Origin of the sequence: Lysinimonas soli (assembly GCF_042655435.1) — a bacterium.
Classification (GTDB): Bacteria; Actinomycetota; Actinomycetes; order Actinomycetales; family Microbacteriaceae; genus Lysinimonas; species Lysinimonas soli.
The window spans coordinates 950,552-976,593 of the sequence record NZ_JBHSMG010000001.1 but is presented as its reverse complement, the minus strand read 5'-3'; the positions used below and the strand labels follow the sequence as shown (position 1 = coordinate 976,593).

General features: G+C 68.2%; 24 protein-coding genes. 10 read left to right on the top strand and 14 right to left on the bottom strand.

What is annotated here, in order from left to right; all coding sequences use genetic code 11:
• Positions 1 to 50 precede the first annotated feature (50 nt).
• On the top strand, positions 51 to 2,399 hold the full coding sequence (locus ACFPJ4_RS04695; protein ID WP_386739776.1) for an ATP-binding cassette domain-containing protein: 2,349 nt from the start codon (positions 51 to 53) through the stop codon (positions 2,397 to 2,399).
• Between the two features lie 3 nt (positions 2,400 to 2,402).
• Here ACFPJ4_RS04695 and ACFPJ4_RS04690 read toward each other — a convergent pair whose 3' ends face one another.
• The 3 genes from ACFPJ4_RS04690 to ACFPJ4_RS04680 are packed head-to-tail and all read right to left on the bottom strand — an operon-like array spanning position 2,403 to position 4,540.
• Positions 2,403 to 2,801: a RidA family protein gene (locus tag ACFPJ4_RS04690; RefSeq protein WP_386739122.1), complete on the bottom strand. Its 399-nt coding sequence runs from the start codon at positions 2,799 to 2,801 to the stop codon at positions 2,403 to 2,405.
• A 39-nt stretch (positions 2,802 to 2,840) separates the two neighbouring features.
• Positions 2,841 to 4,124, bottom strand: a complete 1,284-nt coding sequence (locus tag ACFPJ4_RS04685; RefSeq protein ID WP_386739121.1) for an RNA polymerase sigma factor — start codon at positions 4,122 to 4,124, stop codon at positions 2,841 to 2,843.
• Positions 4,121 to 4,540 carry a YciI family protein gene (locus ACFPJ4_RS04680; protein WP_386739120.1) on the bottom strand — a complete coding sequence of 140 codons (420 nt, stop codon included), beginning with the start codon at positions 4,538 to 4,540 and terminating at the stop codon, positions 4,121 to 4,123. The genes ACFPJ4_RS04685 and ACFPJ4_RS04680 overlap by 4 nt, the downstream gene beginning before the upstream one ends.
• A 136-nt stretch (positions 4,541 to 4,676) precedes the next feature.
• Between ACFPJ4_RS04680 and ACFPJ4_RS04675 the strand changes: the two genes are divergently transcribed.
• A complete protein-coding gene (locus ACFPJ4_RS04675; RefSeq protein ID WP_386739119.1) occupies positions 4,677 to 5,984 on the top strand; it encodes a hypothetical protein in 1,308 nt (435 codons plus the stop codon).
• A 10-nt stretch (positions 5,985 to 5,994) separates the two neighbouring features.
• Here ACFPJ4_RS04675 and argG read toward each other — a convergent pair whose 3' ends face one another.
• Together argG and ACFPJ4_RS04665 are read right to left on the bottom strand one after the other, a co-directional pair.
• Positions 5,995 to 7,437, bottom strand: coding sequence for an argininosuccinate synthase (gene argG, locus ACFPJ4_RS04670; RefSeq protein WP_386739118.1), 1,443 nt, complete (start codon positions 7,435 to 7,437; stop codon positions 5,995 to 5,997).
• A gap of 84 nt (positions 7,438 to 7,521) precedes the next feature.
• Positions 7,522 to 7,893, bottom strand: coding sequence for a TfoX/Sxy family protein (locus ACFPJ4_RS04665; protein ID WP_386739117.1), 372 nt, complete (start codon positions 7,891 to 7,893; stop codon positions 7,522 to 7,524).
• Between the two features lie 81 nt (positions 7,894 to 7,974).
• Here ACFPJ4_RS04665 and ACFPJ4_RS04660 point away from each other — a divergent pair, with 81 nt between their 5' ends.
• The 3 genes from ACFPJ4_RS04660 to glpK all read left to right on the top strand — a co-directional run bounded on the left by ACFPJ4_RS04660 (position 7,975) and on the right by glpK (position 12,555).
• The gene (locus ACFPJ4_RS04660; RefSeq protein ID WP_386739116.1) at positions 7,975 to 9,252 is read left to right on the top strand and encodes an alpha-hydroxy-acid oxidizing protein; all 1,278 of its coding nucleotides are present in this window, start codon (positions 7,975 to 7,977) and stop codon (positions 9,250 to 9,252) included.
• A 77-nt stretch (positions 9,253 to 9,329) separates the two neighbouring features.
• On the top strand, positions 9,330 to 11,030 hold the full coding sequence (locus tag ACFPJ4_RS04655) for a glycerol-3-phosphate dehydrogenase/oxidase (RefSeq protein ID WP_386739115.1): 1,701 nt from the start codon (positions 9,330 to 9,332) through the stop codon (positions 11,028 to 11,030).
• A gap of 10 nt (positions 11,031 to 11,040) precedes the next feature.
• A complete protein-coding gene (gene glpK / locus ACFPJ4_RS04650; protein WP_386739114.1) occupies positions 11,041 to 12,555 on the top strand; it encodes a glycerol kinase GlpK in 1,515 nt (504 codons plus the stop codon).
• Positions 12,556 to 12,576: 21 nt separating this feature from the next.
• Here glpK and trpD read toward each other — a convergent pair whose 3' ends face one another.
• The gene (gene trpD / locus ACFPJ4_RS04645; RefSeq protein WP_386739113.1) at positions 12,577 to 13,629 is read right to left on the bottom strand and encodes an anthranilate phosphoribosyltransferase; all 1,053 of its coding nucleotides are present in this window, start codon (positions 13,627 to 13,629) and stop codon (positions 12,577 to 12,579) included.
• A 66-nt stretch (positions 13,630 to 13,695) separates the two neighbouring features.
• On the opposite strand from trpD, the gene ctaE reads away from it, so the two are divergent.
• From ctaE to qcrB, 4 genes are all read left to right on the top strand, one after another.
• Entirely contained in the window at positions 13,696 to 14,331 is a 636-nt protein-coding gene (gene ctaE, locus ACFPJ4_RS04640; protein WP_386739112.1) for an aa3-type cytochrome oxidase subunit III, read from the top strand.
• 58 nt (positions 14,332 to 14,389) lie between these two features.
• The gene (qcrC, locus tag ACFPJ4_RS04635) at positions 14,390 to 15,199 is read left to right on the top strand and encodes a cytochrome bc1 complex diheme cytochrome c subunit (RefSeq protein ID WP_386739111.1); all 810 of its coding nucleotides are present in this window, start codon (positions 14,390 to 14,392) and stop codon (positions 15,197 to 15,199) included.
• 55 nt (positions 15,200 to 15,254) lie between these two features.
• On the top strand, positions 15,255 to 16,310 hold the full coding sequence (gene qcrA / locus ACFPJ4_RS04630) for a cytochrome bc1 complex Rieske iron-sulfur subunit (protein WP_386739110.1): 1,056 nt from the start codon (positions 15,255 to 15,257) through the stop codon (positions 16,308 to 16,310).
• Positions 16,311 to 16,378: 68 nt separating this feature from the next.
• Positions 16,379 to 17,950 (top strand): cytochrome bc1 complex cytochrome b subunit, encoded by a 1,572-nt coding sequence (gene qcrB, locus ACFPJ4_RS04625; protein WP_386739775.1) that lies wholly within the window; start codon positions 16,379 to 16,381, stop codon positions 17,948 to 17,950.
• A 384-nt stretch (positions 17,951 to 18,334) separates the two neighbouring features.
• Here the strand turns inward: qcrB and ACFPJ4_RS04620 are convergent, their stop codons facing one another.
• The 6 genes from ACFPJ4_RS04620 to ACFPJ4_RS04595 all read right to left on the bottom strand — a co-directional run bounded on the left by ACFPJ4_RS04620 (position 18,335) and on the right by ACFPJ4_RS04595 (position 23,817).
• Positions 18,335 to 18,769 carry a GNAT family N-acetyltransferase gene (locus tag ACFPJ4_RS04620; protein WP_386739109.1) on the bottom strand — a complete coding sequence of 145 codons (435 nt, stop codon included), beginning with the start codon at positions 18,767 to 18,769 and terminating at the stop codon, positions 18,335 to 18,337.
• A gap of 14 nt (positions 18,770 to 18,783) precedes the next feature.
• Entirely contained in the window at positions 18,784 to 19,206 is a 423-nt protein-coding gene (gene ctaF / locus ACFPJ4_RS04615; protein WP_386739108.1) for an aa3-type cytochrome oxidase subunit IV, read from the bottom strand.
• Between the two features lie 4 nt (positions 19,207 to 19,210).
• Entirely contained in the window at positions 19,211 to 20,953 is a 1,743-nt protein-coding gene (gene ctaD / locus ACFPJ4_RS04610; RefSeq protein WP_386739107.1) for an aa3-type cytochrome oxidase subunit I, read from the bottom strand.
• Between the two features lie 2 nt (positions 20,954 to 20,955).
• A complete protein-coding gene (gene ctaC / locus ACFPJ4_RS04605; RefSeq protein WP_386739106.1) occupies positions 20,956 to 21,810 on the bottom strand; it encodes an aa3-type cytochrome oxidase subunit II in 855 nt (284 codons plus the stop codon).
• Between the two features lie 169 nt (positions 21,811 to 21,979).
• On the bottom strand, positions 21,980 to 22,348 hold the full coding sequence (locus ACFPJ4_RS04600; protein WP_386739105.1) for a HesB/IscA family protein: 369 nt from the start codon (positions 22,346 to 22,348) through the stop codon (positions 21,980 to 21,982).
• Between the two features lie 38 nt (positions 22,349 to 22,386).
• Positions 22,387 to 23,817, bottom strand: coding sequence for a dipeptidase (locus ACFPJ4_RS04595; protein ID WP_386739104.1), 1,431 nt, complete (start codon positions 23,815 to 23,817; stop codon positions 22,387 to 22,389).
• A gap of 41 nt (positions 23,818 to 23,858) precedes the next feature.
• Here ACFPJ4_RS04595 and ACFPJ4_RS04590 point away from each other — a divergent pair, with 41 nt between their 5' ends.
• On the top strand, positions 23,859 to 24,446 hold the full coding sequence (locus ACFPJ4_RS04590; RefSeq protein ID WP_386739103.1) for a DUF3043 domain-containing protein: 588 nt from the start codon (positions 23,859 to 23,861) through the stop codon (positions 24,444 to 24,446).
• 14 nt (positions 24,447 to 24,460) lie between these two features.
• Here ACFPJ4_RS04590 and ACFPJ4_RS04585 read toward each other — a convergent pair whose 3' ends face one another.
• Together ACFPJ4_RS04585 and nrdR are read right to left on the bottom strand one after the other, a co-directional pair.
• A complete protein-coding gene (locus ACFPJ4_RS04585) occupies positions 24,461 to 25,483 on the bottom strand; it encodes a quinone-dependent dihydroorotate dehydrogenase (RefSeq protein ID WP_386739102.1) in 1,023 nt (340 codons plus the stop codon).
• A gap of 24 nt (positions 25,484 to 25,507) precedes the next feature.
• Positions 25,508 to 25,987, bottom strand: coding sequence for a transcriptional regulator NrdR (gene nrdR, locus ACFPJ4_RS04580; RefSeq protein ID WP_386739101.1), 480 nt, complete (start codon positions 25,985 to 25,987; stop codon positions 25,508 to 25,510).
• Positions 25,988 to 26,042 lie beyond the last annotated feature (55 nt).

Sequence of the window (26,042 nt, the reverse complement as noted above, 5' to 3'; positions counted from 1 at the left end):
CTGTCTTCTATAAATTGAAAGTGGAAAGGGATGCTCGGCTTCGATCCGCGGTGACGCATCCGGCCGATGGGCACGATCTGATCCGAGTGCAGGGCGCGCGGGTCAACAATCTCAAGAACGTCGACGTCGAGATCCCGAAGCGACGTCTGACCGCATTCACGGGCGTCTCCGGCTCGGGCAAGAGCTCCCTCGTGTTCGGCACGATCGCCGCGGAGTCGCAGCGGATGATCAACGAGACGTACAGCGCCTTCGTGCAGGGCTTCATGCCCACGCTCGACCGTCCCGACGTCGACGTGCTCGACGGGCTGACGACCGCGATCATCGTCGACCAGGAACGGATGGGCGCCAACGCGCGGTCCACCGTCGGAACCGCGACCGACGCCAACGCGCTGCTGCGCATCCTGTTCAGCCGTCTGGGACAGCCGCACATCGGCTCGCCGAACGCCTTCTCGTTCAACATCGCCACCAGCCGAACCAGCGGGGTTCGCACCACGGCGACCGGCGAACGAACCGTCATCGAGAACGAGACCTACCTCGGCGGCATGTGCCCGCGCTGCGAGGGCATGGGCAGCGTGACCGACATCGACCTGGCGCAGCTCTACGACGACCACAAGTCGCTCGCGCAGGGTGCCATCACGATCCCCGGCTACACGGCGGACGGCTGGGCGGTGCGGATCTACGCCGAGTCGGGGTTCCTCGATCCGGGCAAGCCGATCAAGAGCTACACGAAGCAGGAGCTCGCCGACTTCCTCCACAAGGAGCCGACCAAGGTCAGGATCAACGGAATCAACCTGACGTACGAGGGTCTGATCCCGAAGATCCAGAAGTCCATGCTGTCCAAGTCCGTGGACGCCCTGCAGCCGCACATCCGCGCGTTCGTCGAGCGGGCGGTGACGTTCAGCGTCTGCCCCGAATGCGGCGGAACCCGGCTCAACGAGAGCGCGCGATCCTCCCGGATCGCGGGGAACAGCATCGCCGACGCCTGCGCGATGCAGATCAGCGACCTGGCGGACTGGGTGCGAGGCCTCGACGAGCCGTCGGTCGCTCCCCTGGCCACGGCCCTGGCGCAGACCCTCGACTCCTTCGTCGAGATCGGGCTGGGCTACCTCTCGCTCGACCGGCCGTCGGGCACCCTGTCGGGTGGCGAGGCGCAGCGCACCAAGATGATCCGCCATCTCGGCTCCTCGCTCACCGACGTCACCTACGTCTTCGACGAGCCGACGATCGGACTGCACCCGCACGACATCCAGCGGATGAACGTGCTGCTGCTCCGGCTGCGCGACAAGGGCAACACCGTGCTGATGGTGGAGCACAAGCCCGAGGCGATCGCGATCGCCGACCACGTCGTCGACCTGGGCCCCGGTGCGGGCTCCGCAGGCGGAACGGTGACCTTCGAGGGCACGGTGGAGGGGCTGCGCTCGAGCGGGACCCTCACCGGCCGCCATCTGGGCGACCGGGCCCGGCTGAAGGATGCCGTGCGCACCCCCACGGGAACCCTCGAGGTGCGGGGCGCGCGCGAACACAACCTGCAGAACGTCGACGTCGACATCCCGCTCGGCGTGCTGACGGTCGTCACCGGGGTGGCCGGGTCGGGAAAGAGCTCATTGATCCACGGCTCGGTGTCGCGGCGGGACACGGTGGTGACCGTGGATCAGAGCGCCATCCGCGGCTCGCGGCGCAGCAGTCCGGCGACGTACACCGGCCTGCTCGACCCGATCCGCTCCGCGTTCGCCAAGGTCAACGGCGTGAAGGCATCGCTGTTCAGCGCGAACTCGGAGGGGGCGTGCCCCGTGTGCAACGGCGCGGGCCAGATCTTCACCGATCTCGGACCCATGGCGGGCGTCGCCACCACCTGCGAGGAGTGCGAGGGGACCGGATTCCAGGCTCCGGTTCTCGACTACCGGCTCGGAGCCCGCAACATCAGCGAGGTGCTCGCGATGCCGGTGGAGGAGGCCGAGACCTTCTTCGCGGCAGGCGACGCCAAGGTTCCCGCCGCGCACGCGATCCTGCAGCGCCTCGCCGATGTCGGGCTCGGCTACCTCACCATCGGCCAGCCGCTGACCACCCTCTCCGGTGGCGAGCGGCAGCGCCTGAAGCTCGCCACCCACCTCGGGGAGAAGGGCGTCGTCTATGTGCTCGACGAACCGACCTCGGGCCTGCACCTGGCCGATGTCGACAAGCTGCTCGCGCTGCTCGATCGGCTGATCGAGTCCGGCAAGTCGGTCATCGTCATCGAGCATCACCAGGCCGTGATGGCGCACGCGGACTGGATCATCGACCTCGGTCCCGGCGCCGGGCACGACGGCGGCCGAGTCGTCTTCGAGGGAACCCCCGCTCAGCTGGTGGCCGCAAGGTCCACCCTCACCGGCGAGCACCTGGCAGCGTACGTCGGCGGCTGACCGTCAGGGCAGCGTGGCTGCGACCGCGCTGATCTCGATCAGGGCGCCCGGAACGCCGAGCCCCACGACGCGAGCGGCCGTGACCAAGGGGGGTGCGCCGGGCCCCGCCAGCTGCGGAGCGATGGCACCGTAGGCGGCGCCGATGTCGGCGTCGCCGGCGATCAGTACCGACCACTGGATGACATCGCCGAGCGTCGCCCCGGCCGCCTCGAGTGCGATGCGCGCGTTGTCGAGCGCGCGGCGCGCCTGCTCCGCGACATCCGTCGACACCACGGCCCCGTCGACGCCGACGCCGTTCTGGCCGCCGACGTAGATCGTGGTCGCGCCGGGCGGCACCACCGCGACGTGGCTGAAGGCGGGGCTGACCACCAGACCGGCGGGCTGAATGCGTGTGATCTGCATGACATCCATCGTGGCAGCGGCCTCCGACGATCGGCAGGCTCACTCCGATTGCGCGCCCGCCGCGAGTGCCTTGCGCTCCAGCACGCCGCGCTCGGCGGCATTCCCGCACGACTCGGCGGCGCGCAGGTATTCGTCGTGGGCTTCCGCGTGACGACCGAGACGGTCCAGCAGTCCCGCTCGCACGGCCGGAAGCAGATGCGAGCCCTTCAGCTCGTCGCGCGCGATCATCTCGTCGACCAGCCGAAGTCCGGACGCCGGACCCGAGGCCATCGCCACGGCGACAGCCTGATTCAGTTCGACGATCGGCGACGGCGAGACCCGACCGAGGGCTTCGTAGAGCACGACGATCCGGTCCCAATCCGTCTCGTCAACCGAACTCGCGAGCGCGTGGCATTCGGCGATGGCCGCCTGCAGGCCGTAGGGTCCGAGCCCTCGCCCGAATGCCAGCTGTCGCGCCAGTGCTGCCCGCCCGCGCCGGATCGCGGAACGATCCCAGCGGCCGCGGTCCTGATCCTCCAGGAGCACGGGTTCGCCGTCGAGCGCGATGCGGGCGGGAAACCGCGCCGCCGTCAGTTCCAGCAGGGCGAGCAGGCCGAACACCTCCGGCTCGGGGGCCAACCGCGCCAGTACGCGGACGAGCCGTCGAGCCTCCTGCGCGAGATCGGTTCGCATCCACGTCTCACCGCGGGACGCCGATGACCCCTCGGTGAAGATCAGATAGATGACGCTCAACACCGAACCGAGGCGTTTCCTGCGTTCGTTCGAATCGGGCACGCCGAACGGGATGCCGGCCGCCGCCAAGGTCTTCTTGGCCCGGGTGATGCGCGCCTGCACGGTTGCGACCGGAATGAGGAACGCGGCCGCGATCTCGTCGCTCGTGAGGCCGCCGACCACCCGGAGCGTGAGGGCGATCCGGCCCTCGTTCGACAGCACGGGGTGGCAGGCGGTGAACATCAGACCGAGCACGTCGTCATCGAGGGCCTCGGGATCGAAGAGGGCGTCGGCCCCGGGAGCCGTCTCGACGAGGTCCCGCGCGAGCGTCGCGTAGCGTTCGTCGGCAGCGGCGCGGCGCCGGAACACGTCGATCGCCCGGCGCCTGCCGACCGTCAGCAGCCACGCCGTCGGATCGTCGGGCACACCTGCGGTCTGCCATGCCACGAGCGCCTCGGCCAGAGCCTCCTGCGCGAGATCTTCCGCCAGGCTGAAGTCGCGCGTGTAGCGGGCGAGAGCGCCGACGATCCGGGCGGATTCGATGCGCCACACCGCCTCGACCGCGCGGCGCGCCGTGGCGGCAGGCACCACGACGCGCCGCGGCTCGGTCACAGCTGGCCGGTCTCCTCGCGCCACGCGCGCTCCTTCTTGATCCACTCGTTGTCCTGCGGGAACTCGTCGATGGTCGGGATGCGGCGGATCTCGATCTTCGTGCCCTCCGCGCTCGGCGCGCGCTTGGCCCATTCCACGGCCTCCTCCTTCGAGGCGACGTCGACCACGTAGAAGCCGTTGAACAGCTCCTTGGTCTCTCCGTACGGCCCGTCGGTGACGACCGGGGCCTCGCCGGTGAAGTCGACGACCACGCCCTGCGAGGCATCATCCAGCCCCTCGGCGGCGAGAAGGACGCCGGCACGGATGAGTTCGTCGTTGAATCGGCCGACCTTCTCGAGCATCTCGCCGAAGTCGGTGTTCGCCATCTTCGCGTTGGCCTCGTCGGTCGAGCGCCAGATCAACATGTATTTCGCCACGGTGTTCTCCTTCATCGGGGAGGGTGCTCTGTCGACCCTCTCATCCCAAGGTCGAATGGGAGAGTCCCGGATCGACACGGAACGCGCCGAACCTCGTGAAATTGCGCCACGGGCGAGTGTGGCAGAGTGATCGCACATGCAGCCCGTGCGTCGCCTTCTCGATGCGGAAAACGCTCCGCGTACCGCTCACGTTCTCGTGCTCGTGCTGGGCTTCGTGACCTTCGCGCTCGTGGCGAGTCGCAGCTGGTTCTTCTACGACGACTGGTACTTCCTCACCTCGAACCCCGACATCGTGTGGGCACCCCACGTCGGTCACTGGAGCACGGTGCCGGCTCTGGTGTTCCTCGCGATCCGATCGCTGTTCGGCATGGACCACTACCTGCCGTTCGCGATCCCGGCGATCCTCGTTCACCTCGGAGCCGTCCACCTGGTCTGGAGGATCGCTCTCCGCGCGAAGGTACGGCCCTGGCTCGCGACGGCGTTCTCCGTGCTCCTGACCTTCCTGGGGGCCGGTGCCGAGGCCCTGGCCTGGGCCGTTCAGATCGGATTCGTCGGAGCCCTCACCGGCATGCTCGCCGTCATCCTGCTGCTCGACCATCCTCGACTCACGGTCTGGCGCGGGGTCGCGGCCGGGGCGCTGACACTGCTGTCACTGGCCAGTTCGGGTGTCGCCATCCCCTTCATCCTGGTCGCTGTCACGCTCGCCTGGATCCGGTTCGGGGTACTGCGCACGGCAGCGATCTTCGTCGTCCCTGCCTCCGCGTACGCCGTCTGGTTCGTCCTTCAGGGTCGCGGCGCCCCCTCATCAGGTGGTGCGCGGGGACTCAACCAGCTCCTCACCGTCCCCCAGTTCGCCGTGTCGATGCTGACGGACGGCTTGGGGCGCATGTTCCCGCTGGTGATGCTCGGCGGTCTGCTCTTCGCCGCGCTGGGCGTCTGGTGGGTCTTCAGCATCGGCCGGGTGGAGAAGACCGCTCTGCTGCCCTTCCTGCTGTTTCTGGCCGCTCCCGTGTTCGCCCTTCTCACGGGATATGCCCGCGTCGGCAACGGCCTCGGCACCGCGACCTCGTCGCGCTACGTCTATGTCGTGGTGATCGCCATCACTCCACTGATGGCGCTGGGGTTCGATCGGCTCGTTCGAACCCGACCGATTGCGCCTGCGGTGGCGATCGTGCTCGTCGTTGCGGCGTGGAACATGGGAGGAACGGCGTTGGCGTTGATCGAGCGCGTCCATCGAGTGGACAGCACGCGGGTCGAGCTCGCCGAGACCGCGAGGCTAGTGCGCGCGAACCCCTCCTGCCTCCGCCCCGACGACCGTCCGTCCCCGCAGTGGGCACCCGACGTGACCGTCAGGGACTTGCAGTACTGGGTGAAGCAGGGGTGGTATCACCCCGCGTCCGTCCCTGCCTCAGCCCGGACGTGCGATCAGAGCCCGGCTCAGTAGCGGCCGATCCTCAATCGGTTCCCGAGTCGAAGGCCGAGCCCTCGTTGGCCGCGTCGGTGGCGCGCTCGAGCGTCTCGGCGACGGGATCGACGCCCGCGGCGGCATCCAGGATCTCGCCCGCGGCACCCGATTCCAGGCGGCCCAGCAGCTCGGCGGTCGCTCCCCCGATCAGACCGGATGCCGCGTACTGCTCCAGCCGCGCCCGCGAATCGGCGATATCGAGGTTGCGCATCGTGAGCTGCCCGATCCGGTCATCCGGACCGAAGGCGGCATCCCCGACGCGCTCCATCGAGAGCTTGTCGGGGTGGTAGCTGAGCAGCGGCCCCGTCGTGTCGAGGATCGTGTAGTCGTCACCGCGACGCAGGCGCAGGGTCACCTCGCCCGTCACCGCCGACCCGACCCAACGCTGGATCGACTCGCGCAGCATGAGCGACTGCGGGTCGAGCCAACGTCCCTCGTACATGAGTCGGCCGAGGCGGCGGCCCTCGGCGTGATAGTTGGCGAGGGTGTCCTCGTTGTGGATCGCGTTCAGCAGTCGCTCATAGGCGATGTGGAGCAGCGCCATGCCCGGCGCCTCGTAGATGCCGCGGCTCTTGGCCTCGATGATGCGGTTCTCGATCTGATCCGAGACCCCGAGTCCGTGCCGGCCTCCGATCGCGTTCGCCTCGAGCACCAGCGCGACGGCATCCGCGAACTCGGTTCCGTTGATCGCGACGGGACGGCCCGCCTCGAAGCGCACCGAGACCTCCTCGGTGACGACCTCGACGTCCTCGCGCCAGGCCGCGACGCCCATGATCGGCTCGACGAGGTCGAGACTCGAACTCAGTTCTTCGAGCAGCTTCGCCTCGTGGGTGGCCCCCCAGATGTTCGCATCCGTGCTGTACGCCTTCTCTGTCGAGTCGCGGTACGGGAATCCGCGCGCGACCAGCCATTCGCTCATCTCGGTGCGTCCGCCGAGCTCTCCCACGAACTCGGTGTCGAGCCACGGCTTGTAGATGCGCAGCCGCGGGTTGGCCAGCAGGCCGTAACGGTAGAAACGCTCGATGTCGTTGCCCTTGTAGGTGGACCCGTCGCCCCAGATGTCGACGCCGTCCTCCTTCATGGCGCGCACGAGCATCGTGCCCGTGACCGCGCGGCCGAGAGGAGTCGTGTTGAAGTAGGTCTTGCCCCCCGAACGGATGTGGAACGCGCCGCACTGCAAGGCGACGAGACCCTCCTCGACGAGGGCGCCGCGCGCATCCACCAGGCGGGCGATCTCGGCGCCGTACTCCGTGGCGCGCCCGGGAACCGAGGCGATGTCGGGCTCGTCGTACTGGCCGATGTCGGCGGTGTAGGTGCAGGGCAGCGCGCCCTTCTCGCGCATCCAGGCAACCGCACAGGAGGTGTCGAGTCCTCCCGAGAATGCGATGCCGACGCGCTCGCCGACGGGGAGCCTGCTCAGAACCTTGGACATGCCGACAAGCCTATGGGGAGCGAGGATGCCGCTCAGACGGCGACCGACATCCGCGCCGTACCCGGTGCCGACGCGCGTCGGCCCTCAGGCGTCGGGAAGCGTGGCGGTGTGCTCCATGGCGCGATCGAGCCACTCCCGCAGCGGCTTCTTCGTGCGCACGAGGTCGGCGTCGACGAGGAACCAGTTCTTGCTCTCGCGCCCGCCCATCATCATCCGGCGGACGCTCGGCGCCTCGCCGGTCCTGGCCTGCCCCGCCTCGGCCTTGGCGAATCGCACGAAGGCGCCGCCCTCCTTGCCCAGACGCACCAGCAGCGCTCCCCCGACCTCACCGCAGACCAGGTTCCCGCGGATCAGGAAGCCCGTCCCGCCGACGATCTGCTTCTCGGTGAAGCCGGCGGCGGCATCCATCGTCTCCAGCTGAGCCCGCACGCGATCGAGCAGCTTGGTGGTCGGCATGCGCCCAGTATGGACCGTCTCGGCGCGAGAACCGCAGACTAGGGTGAGGCCGACCGGCGATGAAGCGGGAGGAGCGGCACGATGACGCAGGCATTCGCGCGGCGCACGCAGACCGAGATCTTCCGGGCGGGCGCGTCGGGAACGGCGCCGCGGATCCCGACCCGGTGGCCTTCGCTGCTCGCCGCCGCCGAACGCGCGATGTCGCCCGAGGCCTGGGCGTATGTCCACGGGTCGAGCGGCCTGGAATCCACGGCCGACGCCAATGCCGAGGCCTTCGCCCGCTGGCGCATCGTGCCGCGGGTGCTGCGGGACGTCTCGGACCGCGAGCTCGGGGTGACGCTGTTCGGTCACCGCTACCCCACTCCCCTGCTGGCGTCCCCCGTCGGTGTGCTCGAGCTGGTCGACCGGGATGCCGATCTCGCGATCGCGCGCGCCGCCGCGTCGTGGGGTGTGCCCGTCATCCTGTCCAATCAGGCGTCGATCCCGATGGAGCGCGTGGCGGCCGAGGGCGGCGGCGGCCCGCGCTGGTTCCAGCTCTACTGGAGCAGTTCGGACGAACTCGTCGCGAGCCTCGTCGCGCGCGCCGAGGGCATCGGCGTCGATGCCCTCGTGGTCACCCTCGACACCCAGCTGCTGGGATGGCGGCCCCGCGACCTCGACCAGGCCTACCTGCCGTTCATCCACGGAATGGGCATCGCGCAGTACACGAGCGACCCGGTGTTCCGACGTCTGGTGGCCGAACGGATGGCGGCTGCACCCGCTCCCGGCGCGCCGCGGCCGCGGGTGACCCCTGCCGCCCTCCGCACCCTGATCGGCATGACCCGCCGCTACCCCGGTCGCTTCGCGGCCAACCTCCGCTCCGGCGAACCACGCGTCGCCGTCGAGACCTTCCTCGATGTCTTCTCCCGCTCCGACCTCAACTGGGAGGATCTGCCCGCACTCCGGTCCCTCACCTCGCTGCCGATCGTGCTGAAGGGCATCCAGCACCCGGATGACGCGCGACGCGCTCTCGACGCCGGCATGGACGGCCTGATCGTCTCCAATCACGCGGGACGTCAACTGGATGGCGCGATCGCCTCCCTCGACGCCCTCCCCGGTGTCGTCGCGGCCGTCGACGGTCGAGCGCCGGTGTTGTTCGACAGCGGCGTGCGCGGGGGTGCCGACGTGTTCCGCGCCATGGCCCTCGGCGCCGCCGCGGTGTGCGTCGGACGCCCCTGGGTCTACGGCATGTCGATCGCCGGCGAGGGCGGGGCCCGCGAGGCCCTGCGCAACCTCATCGCCGAGTTCGATCTGACCCTCGCCCTGAGCGGGCACCGTTCGGTCGCCGAGCTGAGCAGCGACGCACTCGTGCGCGACTGAGTTCGCGGCGGATCCCGGGTACCGGCACCGAGTGTTCACGGGCGCCGCCGGGGCCGGGATGGGAGGATTGACGGGCCATGACATCCCGAACCGCCGTCCGTCAGCTCGCCGAGCGTCCGCACGCCGACGTCCTGATCCTGGGCGGAGGGATCAACGGCATCGCCACCTTCCGGGAGCTCGCCCTGCAAGGCGTCGATGTGGCCCTGGTCGAGCGCGACGACTTCGTCTCGGGAGCCTCGTCCGCGTCGTCGCACATGGTGCACGGCGGGGTGCGGTACCTCGAGAACGGCGAGTTCCGGCTGGTCAAGGAGGCGGTGCAGGAGCGCAACCGGCTGCTCGGCAACGCGCCGCACTACGTCCGGCCGCTCGAGACCACCATTCCGATCTTCCGCACCTTCTCGGGCATCCTCGCCGCGCCCCTGCGCTTCTTCACGCATCGACAGCGCAGCACCGTCGAGCGCGGCGCGCTGCTGATCAAGGTCGGTCTCGTCATCTACGACTCGTTCTCGCGACAGCGCGGATCCGTGCCCCGGCACCGCTTCGTCGGGCGCAAGAAGTCGCTGGCGGCGCTGCCGCATCTCAACCCCTCGGTCAAATACACGGCGACCTACTTCGACGCGTCGATGCACAATCCAGAACGACTCGCCCTCGACGTGCTGCTCGACGGCGTCGCCACGGGCCACGGCCGCGCGGCCAACTACACCGAGGTCGTGGGCAGGCGGGACGGCGCGATCCTCCTGCGCGACCGACAGACCGATGAGGTCGTGACGATGACCGCGAAGATCATCGTCAACACCACGGGGCCGTGGACCGACCTGACCAACGACGCCCTCGGAGTGCCCACGCGCTACATGGGCGGCACGAAGGGCTCGCACATCGTGCTCGATCACCCCGAGCTGCTCGAGGCGACGAGGGGGCGCGAGTTGTTCTTCGAGAACGACGACGGGCGCATCGTGCTGATCTACCCGCTCAAGGGGCGCGTGATGGTCGGCACGACCGATATCGACGCGGACCCTCGCGAGCCCGTGGTCTGCACCGAGGAGGAGGTCGACTACTTCTTCGGCCTGGTGCACCACGTGCTTCCGCAGATCCGGCTCGACCGCTCGCAGATCGTCTACCGCTTCGCGGGCATCCGCCCGCTTCCTCGCCACGACGACGAATCGCCGGGCTTCGTCTCCCGGGACTACCGCATCGAGCCGACCCGCCTGCCCGATGACGGATGGCTGCTCAGCCTCGTCGGCGGCAAGTGGACGACTTTCCGCGCGCTCGGCGAGCACATGGCCGATGAGGTGCTGAGCCGTCTCGGAGTCGAGCGCTCGGTCACCACCGAGAACCTCGCGATCGGCGGAGGCCGCGGATTCCCGCGGACCGCGGATGCGCGCGCCGCCTGGATCGCCGAGCACTCGGCAACGGTCGGCGCCGACCGAGCCGAACTCCTGCTGGAGCGATACGGCACGCGGGCGGCCGAGATCATCGGCTCCTTGACGGCGGAGGATGCGCCCCTGACGCAGTTGCCGGGATATTCGCGCGACGAGGTGCGCTGCCTCGTCGTTCAGGAAGGCGTCGTCCATCTCGCCGACCTGGTCTACCGACGCACGAGCCTGGCCTTCACAGGAATGCTCAGCGTGCCGCTCCTGGCCGAGTTCGCGGAACTCGCCGGCGGCGAGCTCGGCTGGAACGCAGCTCGCCAGGTGGAGGAGGTCGCCTCGCTGATCACCGACCTGGCCGAACGGCACCAGGTGCTGCTGGTCGCCGACCCGGCATCCAGCGTTCGCTAGCCTCGGCAGCATGGCCGAGTACGTTCTCGCGATCGATCAAGGCACCACCAGCTCTCGCGCGATCCTGTTCGATCACGACGGGCTCGTCGTGTCGTCGGGGCAGCTCGAGCACCGCCAGATCCTTCCGCGACCCGGGTGGGTCGAGCACGACCCGCTCGAGATCTGGCGAAACGTGCGCGAGGTCATCGGGCAGGCGCTCTCCAAGGCCGACGTGACACGCCACGACATCGCCGCCGTCGGGATCACCAATCAGCGCGAGACCACGGTGGTCTGGAACAGGTCGACGGGCGAACCGGTGTACAACGCGATCGTCTGGCAGGACACCCGCACCCAGCCGATCGTCGATCGTCTCGCGAAGGATGGCGGCATCGAGCGGTTCTCACTCAGGGTCGGATTGCCGCTGGCCACCTACTTCGCCGGCACCAAGCTCGTCTGGATCCTCGAGAACGTCGAAGGGGCCCGAGCGGCGGCCGAGGCGGGCGAACTGCTGTTCGGAACCATCGACACCTGGGTGCTGTGGAACCTGACGGGCGGCCCGGACGGCGGCGTGCACGCCACGGACGTCACGAACGCCAGCCGCACCCTCTTCATGGACCTCGAGACCTGTCGCTGGGACGACGAGATCCTCTCCACGTTCGACGTTCCCCGATCGATGCTGCCCGAGATCCGAAGCTCATCCGAGGTGTACGGAGTGGTCGAGGATTCGAGCCTGCTCCGACGGGTGCCGGTCGCAGGCATCCTCGGAGACCAGCAGGCCGCGACCTTCGGTCAGGCCGCCTTCGACGCCGGCGAGTCGAAGAACACCTACGGAACCGGCAACTTCCTGATCTTCAACACGGGCGAGCGGATCGTGCACTCCACGAACGGCCTCCTGACGACCGTCGGCTACCGCCTCGGCGACGCGGCGCCGCACTACGCGCTCGAGGGATCGATCGCCGTCACGGGGTCGCTCGTGCAGTGGCTGCGCGACAATCTCGGCCTCATCGCGACGGCGGCCGAGATCGAGACGCTCGCCGCGACGGTCGCCGACAACGGCGGCGTGTACTTCGTTCCCGCGTTCTCGGGCCTGTTCGCTCCGCACTGGCGACCGGATGCCCGGGGCGTCATCGTGGGCCTCACCGGTTTCGTCAACCGGGGCCATCTCGCTCGCGCCGCCCTCGAGGCGACGGCCTTCCAGACCGCGGAGGTGATCGAGGCCGTCAACGCCGACTCGGGCGTCGCGCTCGCCGAGCTCAAGGTCGACGGCGGAATGGTCGCCAATGCCACCCTCATGCAGTTCCAGGCCGACGTCCTCGGGGTGCCGGTCGTTCGTCCCGTGGTCACCGAGACGACCGCGCTCGGGGCCGCCTACGCTGCTGGACTCGCCGTGGGTTTCTGGAGCAGTCTCGGCGAGCTCTCGGCCAACTGGCACGAAGACACCCGATGGCTTCCCCGGATCGACGCGGCCGAGCGCTCTCGCCAACTGCGCCTCTGGAAGAAGGCGGTCACCCGCAGCTACGACTGGGTCGACGACGATGTGAGGTGAGCGGTTCTCGACCCACCGTCGCTAACGCCGCGTCGCGGCCACCCAGGCGTCGAGTTTCTCCGACGCGGCGCCCGAGTCGATCGTCTCCGCTGCGACGGCGATCTTGTCGCGGAAGCGCGAGCGGATGTCCTCCTCGCTGCGCGCGTGGTCGTGGGCGAGCTCCCACGAGACCAACCCCGCGGCCGTGTTGAGCAGCACGATGTCGCGCACGGCACCTTTCTCTCCCGCGAACACCCGGCGCGCGATGTCGGCGTTGTGCGCAGGGTCTCCCCCGCGGAGGTCGTCGATCGTGGCACGCGCGAGGCCGAGATCCGCCGGGTCGAGGTCGTGCTCGGTCACCGAGCCGCGTGACACCTGCCAGAGGCGGCTGTGACCCGTGGTCGACAGCTCGTCGAGCCCATCGTCGCCGCGGAACACCAGAGCCGTGGCCCCGCGGGTCTGAAAGACCCCGACGAACAGCGGGACCTTGTCGAGGCTCGCGACGCCGACCGCCGACGCCTCGGGCCTGGCCGGGTTGCACAGGGGCCCGAGGAAGTTGAAGACGGTCGGAACGCCCAGCTCGGCCCGAGTCGGCCCGGCGTTCTTGAACCCCGGGTGGAAGAGGGCCGCGAAGGCGAAGGTGATGCCCACCTCGTCGAGCACGGCAGCGACCCGCTCGGCGGGCAGGGCGAGGTCGATTCCGAGTTCCGCGAGCACGTCGGAGGAGCCCGCCGCCGACGACGCCGCCCGGTTGCCGTGCTTGACGACCCGCGCGCCGGCGGCCGCGGCGACGATCGACGACATGGTCGAGACGTTGACGGTTCCGAACCGGTCGCCGCCCGTGCCCACGATGTCGAGCGCCATCGGATCGACGGTCAGTGGCCGCGCGTTCGCGAGCACCGCATCCCGGAACCCGACGATCTCATCGACGGTCTCGCCCTTTGCCCGCAGGGCGAGGAGGAATCCGCCCAGCTGCGACGGAGTCGCGCGGCCGGCCATGACCTCCTCCATCGCCCAGGAGGCCTCCGAGATCGACAGATCACCTCCCGCGAGCAGTTGCGTCAGGATCGCGGGCCAGCTCAGTTCGGTCGACATGGGCTCGATCGTAGCGACCCGCCCGGATGGGAATCAGCGGGGCGCGATTTCGACCATAATGGGATCGTGACCTCCACCTCCATTAGCAGCGGTCCTGGCACTGCGGTCATTAATCGGCCCAACGTCGTTCAGGTCGGCGTCATCGTCTGGCTCGGCAGCGAGGTCATGTTCTTCGCGGGCCTGTTCGCGGTGTACTTCACCCTCCGGTCCACCTCGCCGGGGCTGTGGGTCGAGCAGTCCGCTCACCTGAACGTGCCCTATGCGTTGGTCAACACTCTCGTGCTCGTGTCGTCGTCGTTCACCTGCCAGTGGGGTGTCTTCGCGGCCGAGCGCCTGCAGCGCCACCGCACCGGCACGCTCCTCCAGTTCTGGAAGTGGGGCGTCGTCGAGTGGTTCTACCTGACGTTCGCGCTCGGCGCCGTGTTCGTCACCGGCCAGATCTACGAGTACGCGACCCTCGTCAGCGAGCACGTCGGGTTCTCGACCGACTCCTACGGCTCGGCGTTCTACCTCACGACCGGCTTCCACGCCATGCACGTCACGGGCGGCCTCATCGCCTTCCTGCTCCTCATCGGTCGCATCTTCGCCGTCAAGACCTTCACCCACAAGGAGGCGACGACCGCGATCGTCGTCTCGTACTACTGGCACTTCGTCGACGTGGTCTGGATCGGCCTGTTCCTCGTCATCTACGTGCTGCGATAGCTGCAACTCGACTCGCAACCCGCAACACCTGGCACCCAGAACGGATCAATCCCCGCACATGGCGACTCCCGCATCACCCTCACCCCGCAAGACTCGTGCCACGGGACGTCGCTCGCCGCTCGCCTCCGTCTCGCTGCTGGTGATCGGACTCCTGGCCACCGGGGGCGCCTACGCCGCCTTCACCACGAGCGCGACCGCTGAGACCCAGTCTCAGACCACCTCCCTGGTGGCCGACGGCCAGAAGCTGTTCGCCGCGAACTGCGCGAGCTGCCACGGACTGAATGCCCAGGGATCGGGCGTCGCGCCCAGCCTGGTCGGAGTCGGTGCCGCATCCGTCGACTTCCAGGTCGGCACCGGCCGCATGCCCGCCGCGGCATCGGGCCCGCAGGCCGAGCAGAAGCCGGTGCAGTTCACCGACTCACAGATCGCGGCGCTCGCGAGCTATGTCGCCTCGCTGGGCCCCGGCCCCGCGATTCCGGCCTCCGACTACCTCCAGGGCAACGGGGATGTCGCCTCCGGCGCCGAACTGTTCCGCATCAACTGCGCCATGTGCCACAACGTGGCCGGCGCGGGCGGAGCCCTCACCGAGGGCAAGTACGCCCCGTCGCTCTCCGGCGTCTCGGCCAAGCACATCTACGAGGCCATGGTCACCGGCCCGCAGAACATGCCGGTGTTCAACGACCTGAACATCACGCCGGCCGACAAGGCCAACATCATCAGCTACCTCAAGTACCTCGACAAGCACCCGTCGCCGGGTGGCCTCGACCTCGGCAACCTGGGTCCGGTTTCCGAGGGCTTGTTCGTCTGGATCTTCGCCCTCGGCTCGGTGGTCGCGATCACCGTCTGGCTGACCGCGAAGTCCAACTGACCTCACGCCCGATCGCCGTGCGCGGCGACGCAACGCACCATCTGAAGGGAAAGCAATGGCAGACAAGGGCGCCGATCACGGCACCGATGTCGAGAAGTACGACGCGAGCGTCTCTCCCGGCACCGCCGTCGTGACGTCGGACCGGGTCGAGAACCCCGGATTCCCGCCCTTCCGGCCGCGCGTCTCCGATCTCGACCCGAAGAAGGCCAAGGGCAACGAGCGCCGTGTCGCCCTGATGTTCTTCGCCTCCATCATCGGAAGCGTCTTCGCGATCGCCGCGTACATCATCTTCCCGATCGTGCCGGGCGACACCGGATCGGTGCGCACCAACACCTTCCTGCTCGGCCTGGGCCTCGCGCTCGGCCTGTTCGGCATCGGCTTCGGCGCCGTTCACTGGTCGAAGTCGCTCATGGAGGGCCACGACCTCGTCGAGTACCGGCACGGCACACGCGGCTCCGACGCGACGCGGGCCAAGGCCATCGAGGTGTTCCACCTCGGCAACAAGGAGTCGGGCTTCACCCGCCGCAAGCTGATCCGCAACTCGCTCATCGGCGCGCTCGTGCTCTTCCCACTGCCCGGCATCGTGGTCTTCCGCGATCTGGCGCCGGCCGCGGACCCCAACGATCTGCTGAAGCACACGATGTGGAAGAAGGGCACCCGGCTCACGAAGGACCCGAGCGGGACCCCGATCAAAGCATCCGAGGTCACCCTGGGTTCCGTGTTCCACGTCATCCCCGACGGCCTCAACGAACTCGAAGACAAGCTCGAGCAGAAGGCCAAGGCCGCCGTGCTGCTCATGCGGCTCAAGCCCGAAGACCTTCACGTCTCGAAGGGCCGCGAGAGCTGGAACTACCAGGGCATCGTCGCCTACTCCAAGATCTGCACGCACGTCGGATGCCCGGTCGCTCTCTACGAGCAGCAGACCCACCACCTGCTGTGCCCCTGCCACCAGTCGCAGTTCGACATCACGCGCGAGGCCGAGGTCATCTTCGGCCCGGCGAAGCGTCCGTTGCCGCAGCTGCCCATCACCATCGACTCCGAGGGCTACCTGATCGCGCAGAGCGACTTCCACGAGCCCGTCGGCCCGAGCTTCTGGGAGCGGGAACATTGACCGTCGACACCACAGCCACCGCCGCGGCCCCGGCCACGACCGAGAGCGAGCTCCCCCCGGGCAACGGGATGAAGTTCACCAACTGGGCGGCGAACTACATCGACGAGCGCACGAGCATGTCGGGCCTCGTCAAGGAGCTCGGCCGCAAGATCTTCCCGGACCACTGGTCGTTCATGCTCGGCGAAGTCGCGCTGTACAGCTTCATCGTGATTCTGCTCAGCGGCACGTTCCTGACGTTCTTCTTCCAGCCGTCGATGGCGGTCGTCACCTACGACGGCTCCTATGCGCCGCTCAAGGGCATCCAGATGTCGGCGGCGATGTCGTCGACCCTCAACATCAGCTTCGACATCCGTGGCGGGCTGCTGCTGCGTCAGGTGCATCACTGGGCGGCACTGCTCTTCGTGGCGTCCATCGGGCTGCACATGCTGCGCATCTACTTCACCGGAGCGTTCCGCAAGCCGCGTGAGATCAACTGGCTCATCGGCTTCACGCTCTTCGTGCTCGCGCTCGCCGAGGGCTTCACGGGCTACTCGCTCCCCGACGACCTGCTCTCGGGCAACGGCCTTCGCATCATCGACGGCATGGTGAAGGGCATCCCGGTCGTCGGCACCTGGATCTCGTACCTGCTGTTCGGCGGCGAGTTCCCCGGCGAGGCGATCGTCGGCCGGCTGTACAGCCTGCACATCCTGCTGCTGCCGGCCATCCTGGTGGCCGCACTCGGCGTGCACATGGTGCTGCTGATCGTCAACAAGCACACCCAGTTCGCCGGCCCCGGCCGCACCGAGGGCAACGTGGTCGGCGTGCCGATCATGCCCGTGTTCGCGGCGAAGGCGGGTGGCTTCTTCTTCATCATCTTCGGCGTGATCATGCTGACCGCCTCATTCGTGACGATCAACCCGATCTGGACCTACGGGCCGTACGACCCCTCCCCGGTGTCCGCGGGAACCCAGCCGGACTGGTATATCGGATTCGCCGACGGCGCCCTGCGACTGATCCCGCCGGGCTGGGAGTTCATGATCGGGCCGTACACGGTCTCGATGAACATCATCATCCCGATTCTCGTGCTCGTTGTGTTCCTCGTGGTCGTCGCGATCTACCCGTTCATCGAGGCGTGGGTGACCGGCGATCAGCGCGAGCATCACATGGCCGACCGGCCGCGCAATGCGGCGACCCGCACCGCGATCGGCGCCGCCGGCGTGACCTTCTACGCAGCCCTGTGGGCGGCAGCCAGCTCCGACCTGATCGCCACGCACTTCGGGCTCACCATCGAGGGCGTCATCCACGCCGTCCAGGCCATGGCGATCCTCGGGCCGTTCATCGCCTACTTCGTCACGAAGCGCATCTGCATCGCCCTGCAGAAGAAGGATCGCGAGATCGCCCTGCACGGCTTCGAGTCCGGACGGATCGTCCGCCTCCCCGGTGGAGAGTACGTCGAGGTGCACGAGCAGTTGTCCGACTACGAGCGCTGGACGCTCGTCAGCTTCGACGACTACCAGCCGCTCATGCTCCGTCCCAACAAGGACGGCGTGATCACGCTGCGGGCCCGGCTGCGGGCGCGGATGTCGTCATGGTTCTTCCAGGACCGCATCGCCCCGGTCACCCGCGCCGAGATCGAACAGTCGCATCACGGAGGCCACTGACCCGCTTGTCACGACGAAACGCCCGGTCGACCCGGGCGTTTCGTCGTTAACGGGGGTCGCTGCTCGAGTTGCTGACGATCGCGGACGAACCAGACGTCGGGACCGCGGTTGGCTTCGCGGAACACTCCGGCAGAGCGTCGCTCGCCGCGAGCTGCCCGGTGATGTCACCGAGAAGTCCGGATCCGGCCGCTCGACGGGCATCACGACGGACTCGGTGCGAGGACTCGCTGGATCAGTTCCCGCGCGTCGTCTCGGTGCCCCGCGCCACTCCGCTCGTACCGCAGACGAGGGTGGGACGTCCGGCGCAATCGAGACCACGGCGGACGACGGCATGCGCCCAGCCTAGGAGGCCGCGCGGGGTCGACGTGAATGTGACGGAACCGACTACGACGACGTCGGGAAGAAGCGGCGCATGTATTCGGCGCTCTCGTGGAAACCGAGACGATCGTAGAAGCCGCCGGCACGCCGGCTGGCCACCGTCAGCTGAGTGACACCGCGTCGTTCGCATTCGGCCTCGACCGCGCGCACCAACTGGGTGCCCACGTCGAGACCACGAGCGGCCGCGTCGACGACGAGCTCCTGGAGCTGTGCGGAGGGACCGTTCGTCGCCAGCAACGGAACGATCGTCGTGAGGGCGTAGCCTTGCAGGACGCCGTCGTCGCCCTGCGAGACATACAGCAACACGCTGGGGTGCTGCCCCGCGAAGTAAGCGGCGATCGTCGTGTCGAAGGCCGCACGGATCGGCGGAAACGAGTGACCCAGCTGACCGACCAGGGCGAAGAGCCCGTCCTCGTCACCGGCGCGTGCTTCGCGGATCATCGCGTCGTCGAGACTCAGCGGGCGAAGTTGCCGCGGTAGTACTCGTAGTACCACCCGAGCAGGGCCACGATGACGATCGGCGCACCGAGGAAGGTGATCCAGACGCCGACCGCGAGGCCCAGGAACATCAGCGCCAGCGCGAACGACAGCAGGAACGGCCACCAGCTCCACGGGCTGAAATGCCCCATCTCCGGGTCGCCGTCGTCGATGTTCGCGTCGTTCAGGTCAGCGGGGATCTCGCCCCCCTGGCCTGCATGGGTGCGACCGAGATAGAAGGCCATGAAGAAGGAGAAGACTCCCGACAGGCCCATCGCGATGGCGCCGACCCACTCGACCTTCGCGAACTCCGAGAAGAACAGCGACCAGAGGATGTAGGTGAGATCGCCCAACCAGAAGAACGCGCCGAGGATCCAGAACAGATTCGTATTGGTGCGCACGGCCCTACCTCACCTCTCCGGTGGTCTGATCGATCACGGGCTCGTCGGGGGCGTCCTTGAGCGCTCCGACCCCGACCGGGATCCCCACCTCGGGGTGATGCAGGTCGAACGCCGGCGACTCCGAGCGGATGCGCGGGATCGAGGTGAAGTTGTGTCGCGGCGGGGGGCACGAGGTCGCCCACTCGAGCGAGCGTGCGGTGCCCCACGGGTCGTCGACGGTGACCTTGGGAGCCCGCCGCGCCGTCAGATACACATTGATCAGGAAGGGCAGCATCGACACGCCCAGGATCGCTGCGCCGATGGTCGACAGCTGGTTCATCCAGGTGAATCCGTCGGTCGGGAGGTAGCTCGCGTAGCGGCGCGGCATCCCGATCACACCGAGCCAGTGCTGGATCAAGAACGTCGTGTGGAAGCCGATGAACAGCAGCCAGAAGTGGATCTTGCCGAGCCGCTCGTTGAGCATCTTGCCGGTCCACTTGGGCCACCAGAAGTAGAAGCCCGCGAACATCGCGAAGACGACCGTACCGAAGACCACGTAGTGGAAGTGCGCCACGACGAAGTACGAGTCCGACACGTGGAAGTCGAGCGGCGGCGACGCCAGGATGACGCCGGTGAGACCGCCGAAGGTGAAGGTGATGAGGAAGCCGATCGTCCACAGCATCGGCGTCTCGAAGGTCACCGAACCGCGCCACATCGTGCCGATCCAGTTGAAGATCTTCACGCCGGTGGGCACGGCGATGAGCATCGTCATGAGCGAGAAGAACGGCAGCAGCACCGATCCGGTGACGTACATGTGGTGCGCCCAGACCGTCACCGACAGGGCGGCGATCGAGATCGTCGCGTAGATCAGGGTCTTGTAGCCGAAGATCGGCTTGCGGCTGAACACCGGGATGATCTCGGACACGATGCCGAAGAACGGCAGCGCGATGATGTAGACCTCGGGGTGCCCGAAGAACCAGAACATGTGCTGCCAGAGGATCGTGCCGCCGTTGGCGGGATCCAGCAGGTGCGACCCGAAGACCCGGTCCGCACCGAGGGCGAAGAGTGCGACGGCCAGAACCGGGAACGCGACGAGCACCAGGATCGAGGTGACCAGGACGTTCCAGGTGAAGATCGGCATCCGGAACATCGTCATGCCGGGAGCGCGCATCGTGATGATCGTGGTGATGAAGTTGACCGCACCGAGGATCGTGCCGAAACCGGCGAGTGCGAGGCCGAACACCCAGAGGTTGCCACCGAGACCCGGCGTGAACGTCGTGCTCGAGAGCGGCGCGTAGGCGGTCCAGCCGAAGGCGGCCGCGCCCTGCGGCGTGAAGAATCCGCCTGCGGCGACCAGGCCGCCGAAGAGATAGAGCCAGTAGGCGAAGGCGTTCAGGCGGGGGAACGCCACGTCGGGTGCCCCGATCTGCAGGGGCATCGCGACGTTCGCGAATCCTGCGAAGAGCGGGGTCGCGAACAGCAGCAGCATGATCGTGCCGTGCATCGTGAACAACTGGTTGTACTGCTCGTTGGAGCCCACGACGTCGAGTCCGGGGGTGAACAGCTCGGCACGGATCACGAGGGCGAGGATGCCACCGATGCAGAAGTAGATGAACGAGCTGATCAGGTAGAGATAGCCGATCGTCTTGTGGTCGGTCGTCGTGATCCACTTGACGACGACGTTGCCCTTGCGTTCGACCTTGCTCGAGCCGGCCGACGTGGTCGTGGGTGCCGGGCTCAGATTGGCGGGTGCGGTTGCGGTGCTCATGCCTAGCCCTCTGTCGTCGTCGTGGCGCCGGTTCCCGGCAGGTTGGAGTTGGTGTTGTACTCGGGGCCGAGTCGACCGACCTGACCGAGATCCTTCAGGTCCTGGATCTGCTGGTCGTACTCCGCTTGGGAGACGACCTTGACCTGGAAGAGCATGTCGGCGTGGTACTCACCACACAGCTCGGCGCACTTGCCCTGGTAGGTGCCGAGCTTCTCGGGGATGAAGTACATGTGGTTGGTCTGACCCGGGATCAGGTCCTTCTTGTACAGGAAGTCGATGACCCAGAACGAGTGCGCGACGTCGCGCGACTCGATGTCGATCTGCACCTTCTTGTTGACCGGCAGGTAGAGCGTGGGCAGCTTGCTGAGGTCGACGCTGCCGTCGGCGTTGAGCCGGTTCTGCACCTGAACGCCGGGCGAGTAGACCTTCTCATCGAGGTAGTTGAAGTCCCACGACCAGCGCTTGCCGAAGACCTCGACCTTGACGTCGGGATTGCCCGGGTTGGCCTCGATCGTCGCCTGGTCACGCGCCGTGAAGGCGAAGAAACCGAGCACGAGGATCAGCGGGACGATCGTGTAGAAGATCTCGATCGGCATGTTGTACCGCAGCTGCACGGGAAGGCCGGTCTGGCCCTTGCGGCGGCGGTAGACCACGGCGGCCCAGATGATGAGACCCCAGGTGACCACGCCCACGCCGAGCAGCACGATCCACGAGTTGACCCACAGGCTCGTGACCATCTGCGTGTGGTTGGTGACGCCGGGGCCTCCGGGGAGGAAGCCGTCCAGCTGCTGCTGCGAGCATCCAGCCAGCACGACCGCGACGACGACGCCGATGGGCGCAAGGGCCCAGCGAGCCAAACGGGATCGGCGGGGTCGGATCGCTGTGGTCCGATTCTGCGGGCGTTTGGGGCGCACCTGTAACCTCTCGAGCGTGGGGCTGGTTCGTCACCACTCTACAACGCAGAAGAGCGCCCACCTCCCGGTGGACGCTCTCGGCGAGGCGTGTCAGACGCCCCTCGTCATCGAGTCAGTGGAACGAGTCTCCGCAGGCGCAGCTGCCCGAGGCGTTGGGGTTGTCGATGGTGAAACCCTGCTTCTGGATGGTGTCTTCGAAGTCGATCGACGCGCCGTCGAGATAGGGCACGCTCATCTGGTCGACGACCACTTCCACGCCGCCGAAATCGGCCGTGGCGTCACCGTCGAGCAGGCGCTCGTCGAAGTACAGCTGGTAGATCAGGCCGGAGCAGCCCCCGGGCTGCACGGCGACCCGCAGGCGCAGATCGTCGCGACCCTCCTGCTCGAGCAGGCTGCGCACCTTGTCGGCGGCGACATCGGAGAGTTTCACGCCGTGAGTGGCGGGCTCGGTCCCAGTGGGTGCAGTCATGGTGTCGGACATGTCAGACAGTGTACGTCGGGAGCGGCCGGCTTCGCGGGCTACAGCGAACGCGAGTTCATCCGGGCCAACAGCAGGGCCTCCGACAGGATGGCGCGCTGCAGGGTCGGCAGGTGCAGCGACTCGTTCGGGCTGTGCGCCCGCGCGTCCGGATCTTCGACCCCCGTGATCAGGATCTGCGCCGCCGGGTAGCGGCTCACCAGGTCGGCGATGAACGGGATCGAGCCGCCCGATCCCATCGACACCGGGGGGACGCCCCAGGCTTCGTGCATGGTGTCGAGGGCATCGGCTGCGGCCCAGCCGCTGGTGTCGACGAGGAACGCCTCGCCCAGGTCGAGGTCCTCGATGCTCAACTGCGCCCCGAACGGCGCGTGCTCGAGCAGGTGCGCCTCGAGCTTCTCGTAGAACTCGCGGGCGTCCTGCCCCGGGGCAACCCGCCCGCTGATGCGCACCCGCACACTCGGCACGAGCGTGTTCGAGGCGTTCTTGACGCTCGGGGCGTCGATGCCGGTGACCGTGATCGAGGGCTGGTACCACGACCGGGAGAGGATGTCGCCCGAGCCGATCGGCTCCGCGCCGTCCAGCAGCCCGGTCTCGTCGCGGAGCTTGGCTTCGTCGTACTCGGGCGTCTCGGCGACGTGGGCGGTCAGCCCCTTCACCGCGACCGAGCCGTCTTTCTTCCACAGGGTGGCGAGCAGTTCGATCGCGGCGAGCATCGCGTCGGGCACCGCTCCCCCGTACTGCCCGGAGTGCACGGCGTGGCTCAGGGTGCTGATGCGCAGGTTGAACGCCACCGCACCGCGCAGGCCGACGGTCAGCGCCGGGGTCTCGAGGTCCCAGTTGCCCGAATCCGCCACGATGATCGTGTCGGCCGCGAGCTGCTGGTGATGGCGTTCCAGGATCGTCGGGAGCGAGCGGGAGAGGAACTCCTCCTCCCCCTCGACGAACAACACGATGCCGAGTTCGGGTTCCGCGCCGAGTGCGCTCGTGAGCGCGCGGATAGCCGCCAGGTGCGTGACGACGCCGGCCTTGTCATCCGCCGTCCCTCGTCCGTACAGGCGATCGCCACGCAGGGTCGGCTCGAAGGGCTTGGAGTCCCAGTGCCCCTCGTCGCCCTCGGGCTGCACGTCGTGGTGCGCGTACAGGAGCACGGTCGGGCGGCCGTTCCGCGCCGCACGACGGGCGAGCACCGCCGGGAGGCCGAGCCGGCCGGTCTCGGCGATCGGCACCTGGATGATCTCGACCTCGTCGAAGACGCCGGTCTCACGGGCCAGCTCGGCCACCTTCTCCGCGCTGGCGACCACGTGCCCGTGATCGAATCCGTCCCACGACACCGAGGGGATGCGCACGAGCGTCGAGAGTTCGGCGATCGCTCTCGGCAGACCGGCCTGTACGAGTTCACGTAGGGCATCCGCCCCCTCGGTGATACCGGACGCGGACGACGAGGACTCGGAAGCGTGGTGCGAAGCCATGCGGGTAATCTAAACACCACACGAGAGCAAGGACCCACACCGTGGCCAAGACCCCCAAGACCGACCGCGACGCGACGGCCGCCGAGCCGGCGGATGAGGCCGGCGTCGACGCGCCCGTGACGAAGGGCCGCCCCACCCCGACCCGCAAGGAGCAGGAGGCGGCGCGCAAGCAGCCGCTCGTGCCGAGCGATCGTCGGCTGGCCGCGCGCCAGTCGCGCGATCAGGCCGCGCTGCAGCGCGAGAAGGCGCGGATCGGCATGGCCCAGGGCAACGACAAGTACCTGCCGCTGCGCGACAAGGGCCCGCAGAAGCGCTACGTGCGCGACTTCGTCGACGCGCGCTTCAGCCTCGGCGAGGTGCTCTTGCCGATCCTGGTGCTCGTGATCCTCACCTACTTCCTGCCGGTGCAGTACTCGAGCATCGCGCTGATCGCGGTGTGGGGCGTTCTGATCATCGTCGTCGCCGACGGGCTCTACCTGGGCGCGAGCGTCAATCGCAAGCTCGGCGACAAGTTCGGCAAAGACAAGGTCGAGCGGGGCGTGCGCTGGTACGCCTTCATGCGCGCCATCCAGCTGAGGCCGATGCGGCTGCCGAAGCCGCAGGTCAAGCGCGGGCAGTACCCGAGCTGACGTCCCGCGGGGCGTCAGCCCTGCCGTAGCCCCCGGTTGATCGAGGCCGCCCAGAGCGGTCCGCGGTACAGGAACGCGGTGTAGCCCTGCACGAGGGTGGCCCCAGCCGCCAGGCGCTGCGCGACATCCGCCGCCGTCTCGACCCCGCCGACCGAGATCAGGCAGAGCTCGGGCGGAACGGCACCGCGCAGCAGTCGCAGCACCTCGAGCGATCGCGCCGCGAGCGGGGCGCCGGAGAGTCCGCCGGCCCCGATCGCCTCGACCTCGGCAGCCGGGGTGATCAGCCCCTCGCGTGACAGGGTCGTGTTGGTCGCGACGATGCCGGCGAGCCGCAGTCGCACCGTCAGCTCGGCGATGCGCAGCACCTCCTCGTCGCGCAGGTCCGGGGCGATCTTGACCAGAACGGGCACGCCCGCCGCCGCGTCGCGCACCGCTTCCAGCAGGGGCGCGAGCTTGTCGAGCTCCTGCAGTCCGCGCAGGCCCGGCGTGTTCGGCGAGCTCACGTTGACCACGAGGTAGTCGGCGTGCGGAGCAAGCAGCCGGGTGCTCTCGAGGTAGTCGGGGATCGCGTCATCCACCTCGACGACGCGGCTCTTGCCGATGTTGACGCCGATGACCGGGCGGATCCTTCGACCCGCCTCGCGCTCCAGTCGCGGCACTGCCGCCGCGGCCCCCGCATTGTTGAAGCCCATCCGATTGATCACCGCACGGTCGCGGATGAGCCGGAACAGTCGCGGCTTCGGGTTGCCCGGCTGCGCTCGCGCGGTCACGGTGCCGATCTCGACATGACCGAATCCGAGTTGACCGAGGCCGCGGACGCCGCGCGCATCCTTGTCGAAGCCGGCGGCGAGCCCGAACGGTGACGGGAAGGTCAGGCCCAGGGTGTGCACGGCCCGACGCGGATCCGGGCGAGCCCACCGCCGAAGGAGCGAGCCGATGCCGACTACCGGGAGCACCCTGATGACCACGAAGGCCAGGTGGTGCGCGAACTCGGGGTCGAGGCGCGAGAGGACGAGTCGGAAGAAGAGGCGGTACATACCTGGATCAGGCTATCGAACCGCTCAGCCCTCGCTCGGCACCTCGTCGACGGCGGTCGTGTGCTCGACCCGCAGCAGGGTGATCGCGGCTTCGAAGTCCTCGAGGGAGTCGAAGCCCTGGTAGACGCTCGCGAAGCGGAGGTACGCCACCTCGTCGAGCTCCCGCAACGGCGGAAGGATCGATAGGCCGATGTCGTTCGCCTCGATCTGCGAGACGCCGGTCGCGCGGATCGACTCCTCGACCTTCTGCGCGAGCAGTGCGAGGTCGGCGTCGCTCACGGGGCGCCCCTGGCACGCCTTGCGCACGCCCGACACGATCTTCTCGCGGCTGAACGGCTCGACGATCCCGCTGCGTTTGATGACGCTGAGGCTCGCGGTCTCGGTCGTCGAGAAGCGCCGACCGCACTGCGGGCACTGCCGGCGTCGCCGGATCGCGAGGCCGTCGTCCGAGGTGCGCGAATCGATGACGCGGCTGTCCGGAAAGCGGCAGAAGGGGCAGAACATGGTGCGACCAGGATACGGCGGCCGGGCGTCGAACGCCGGGATGCCGGAGGGTTCG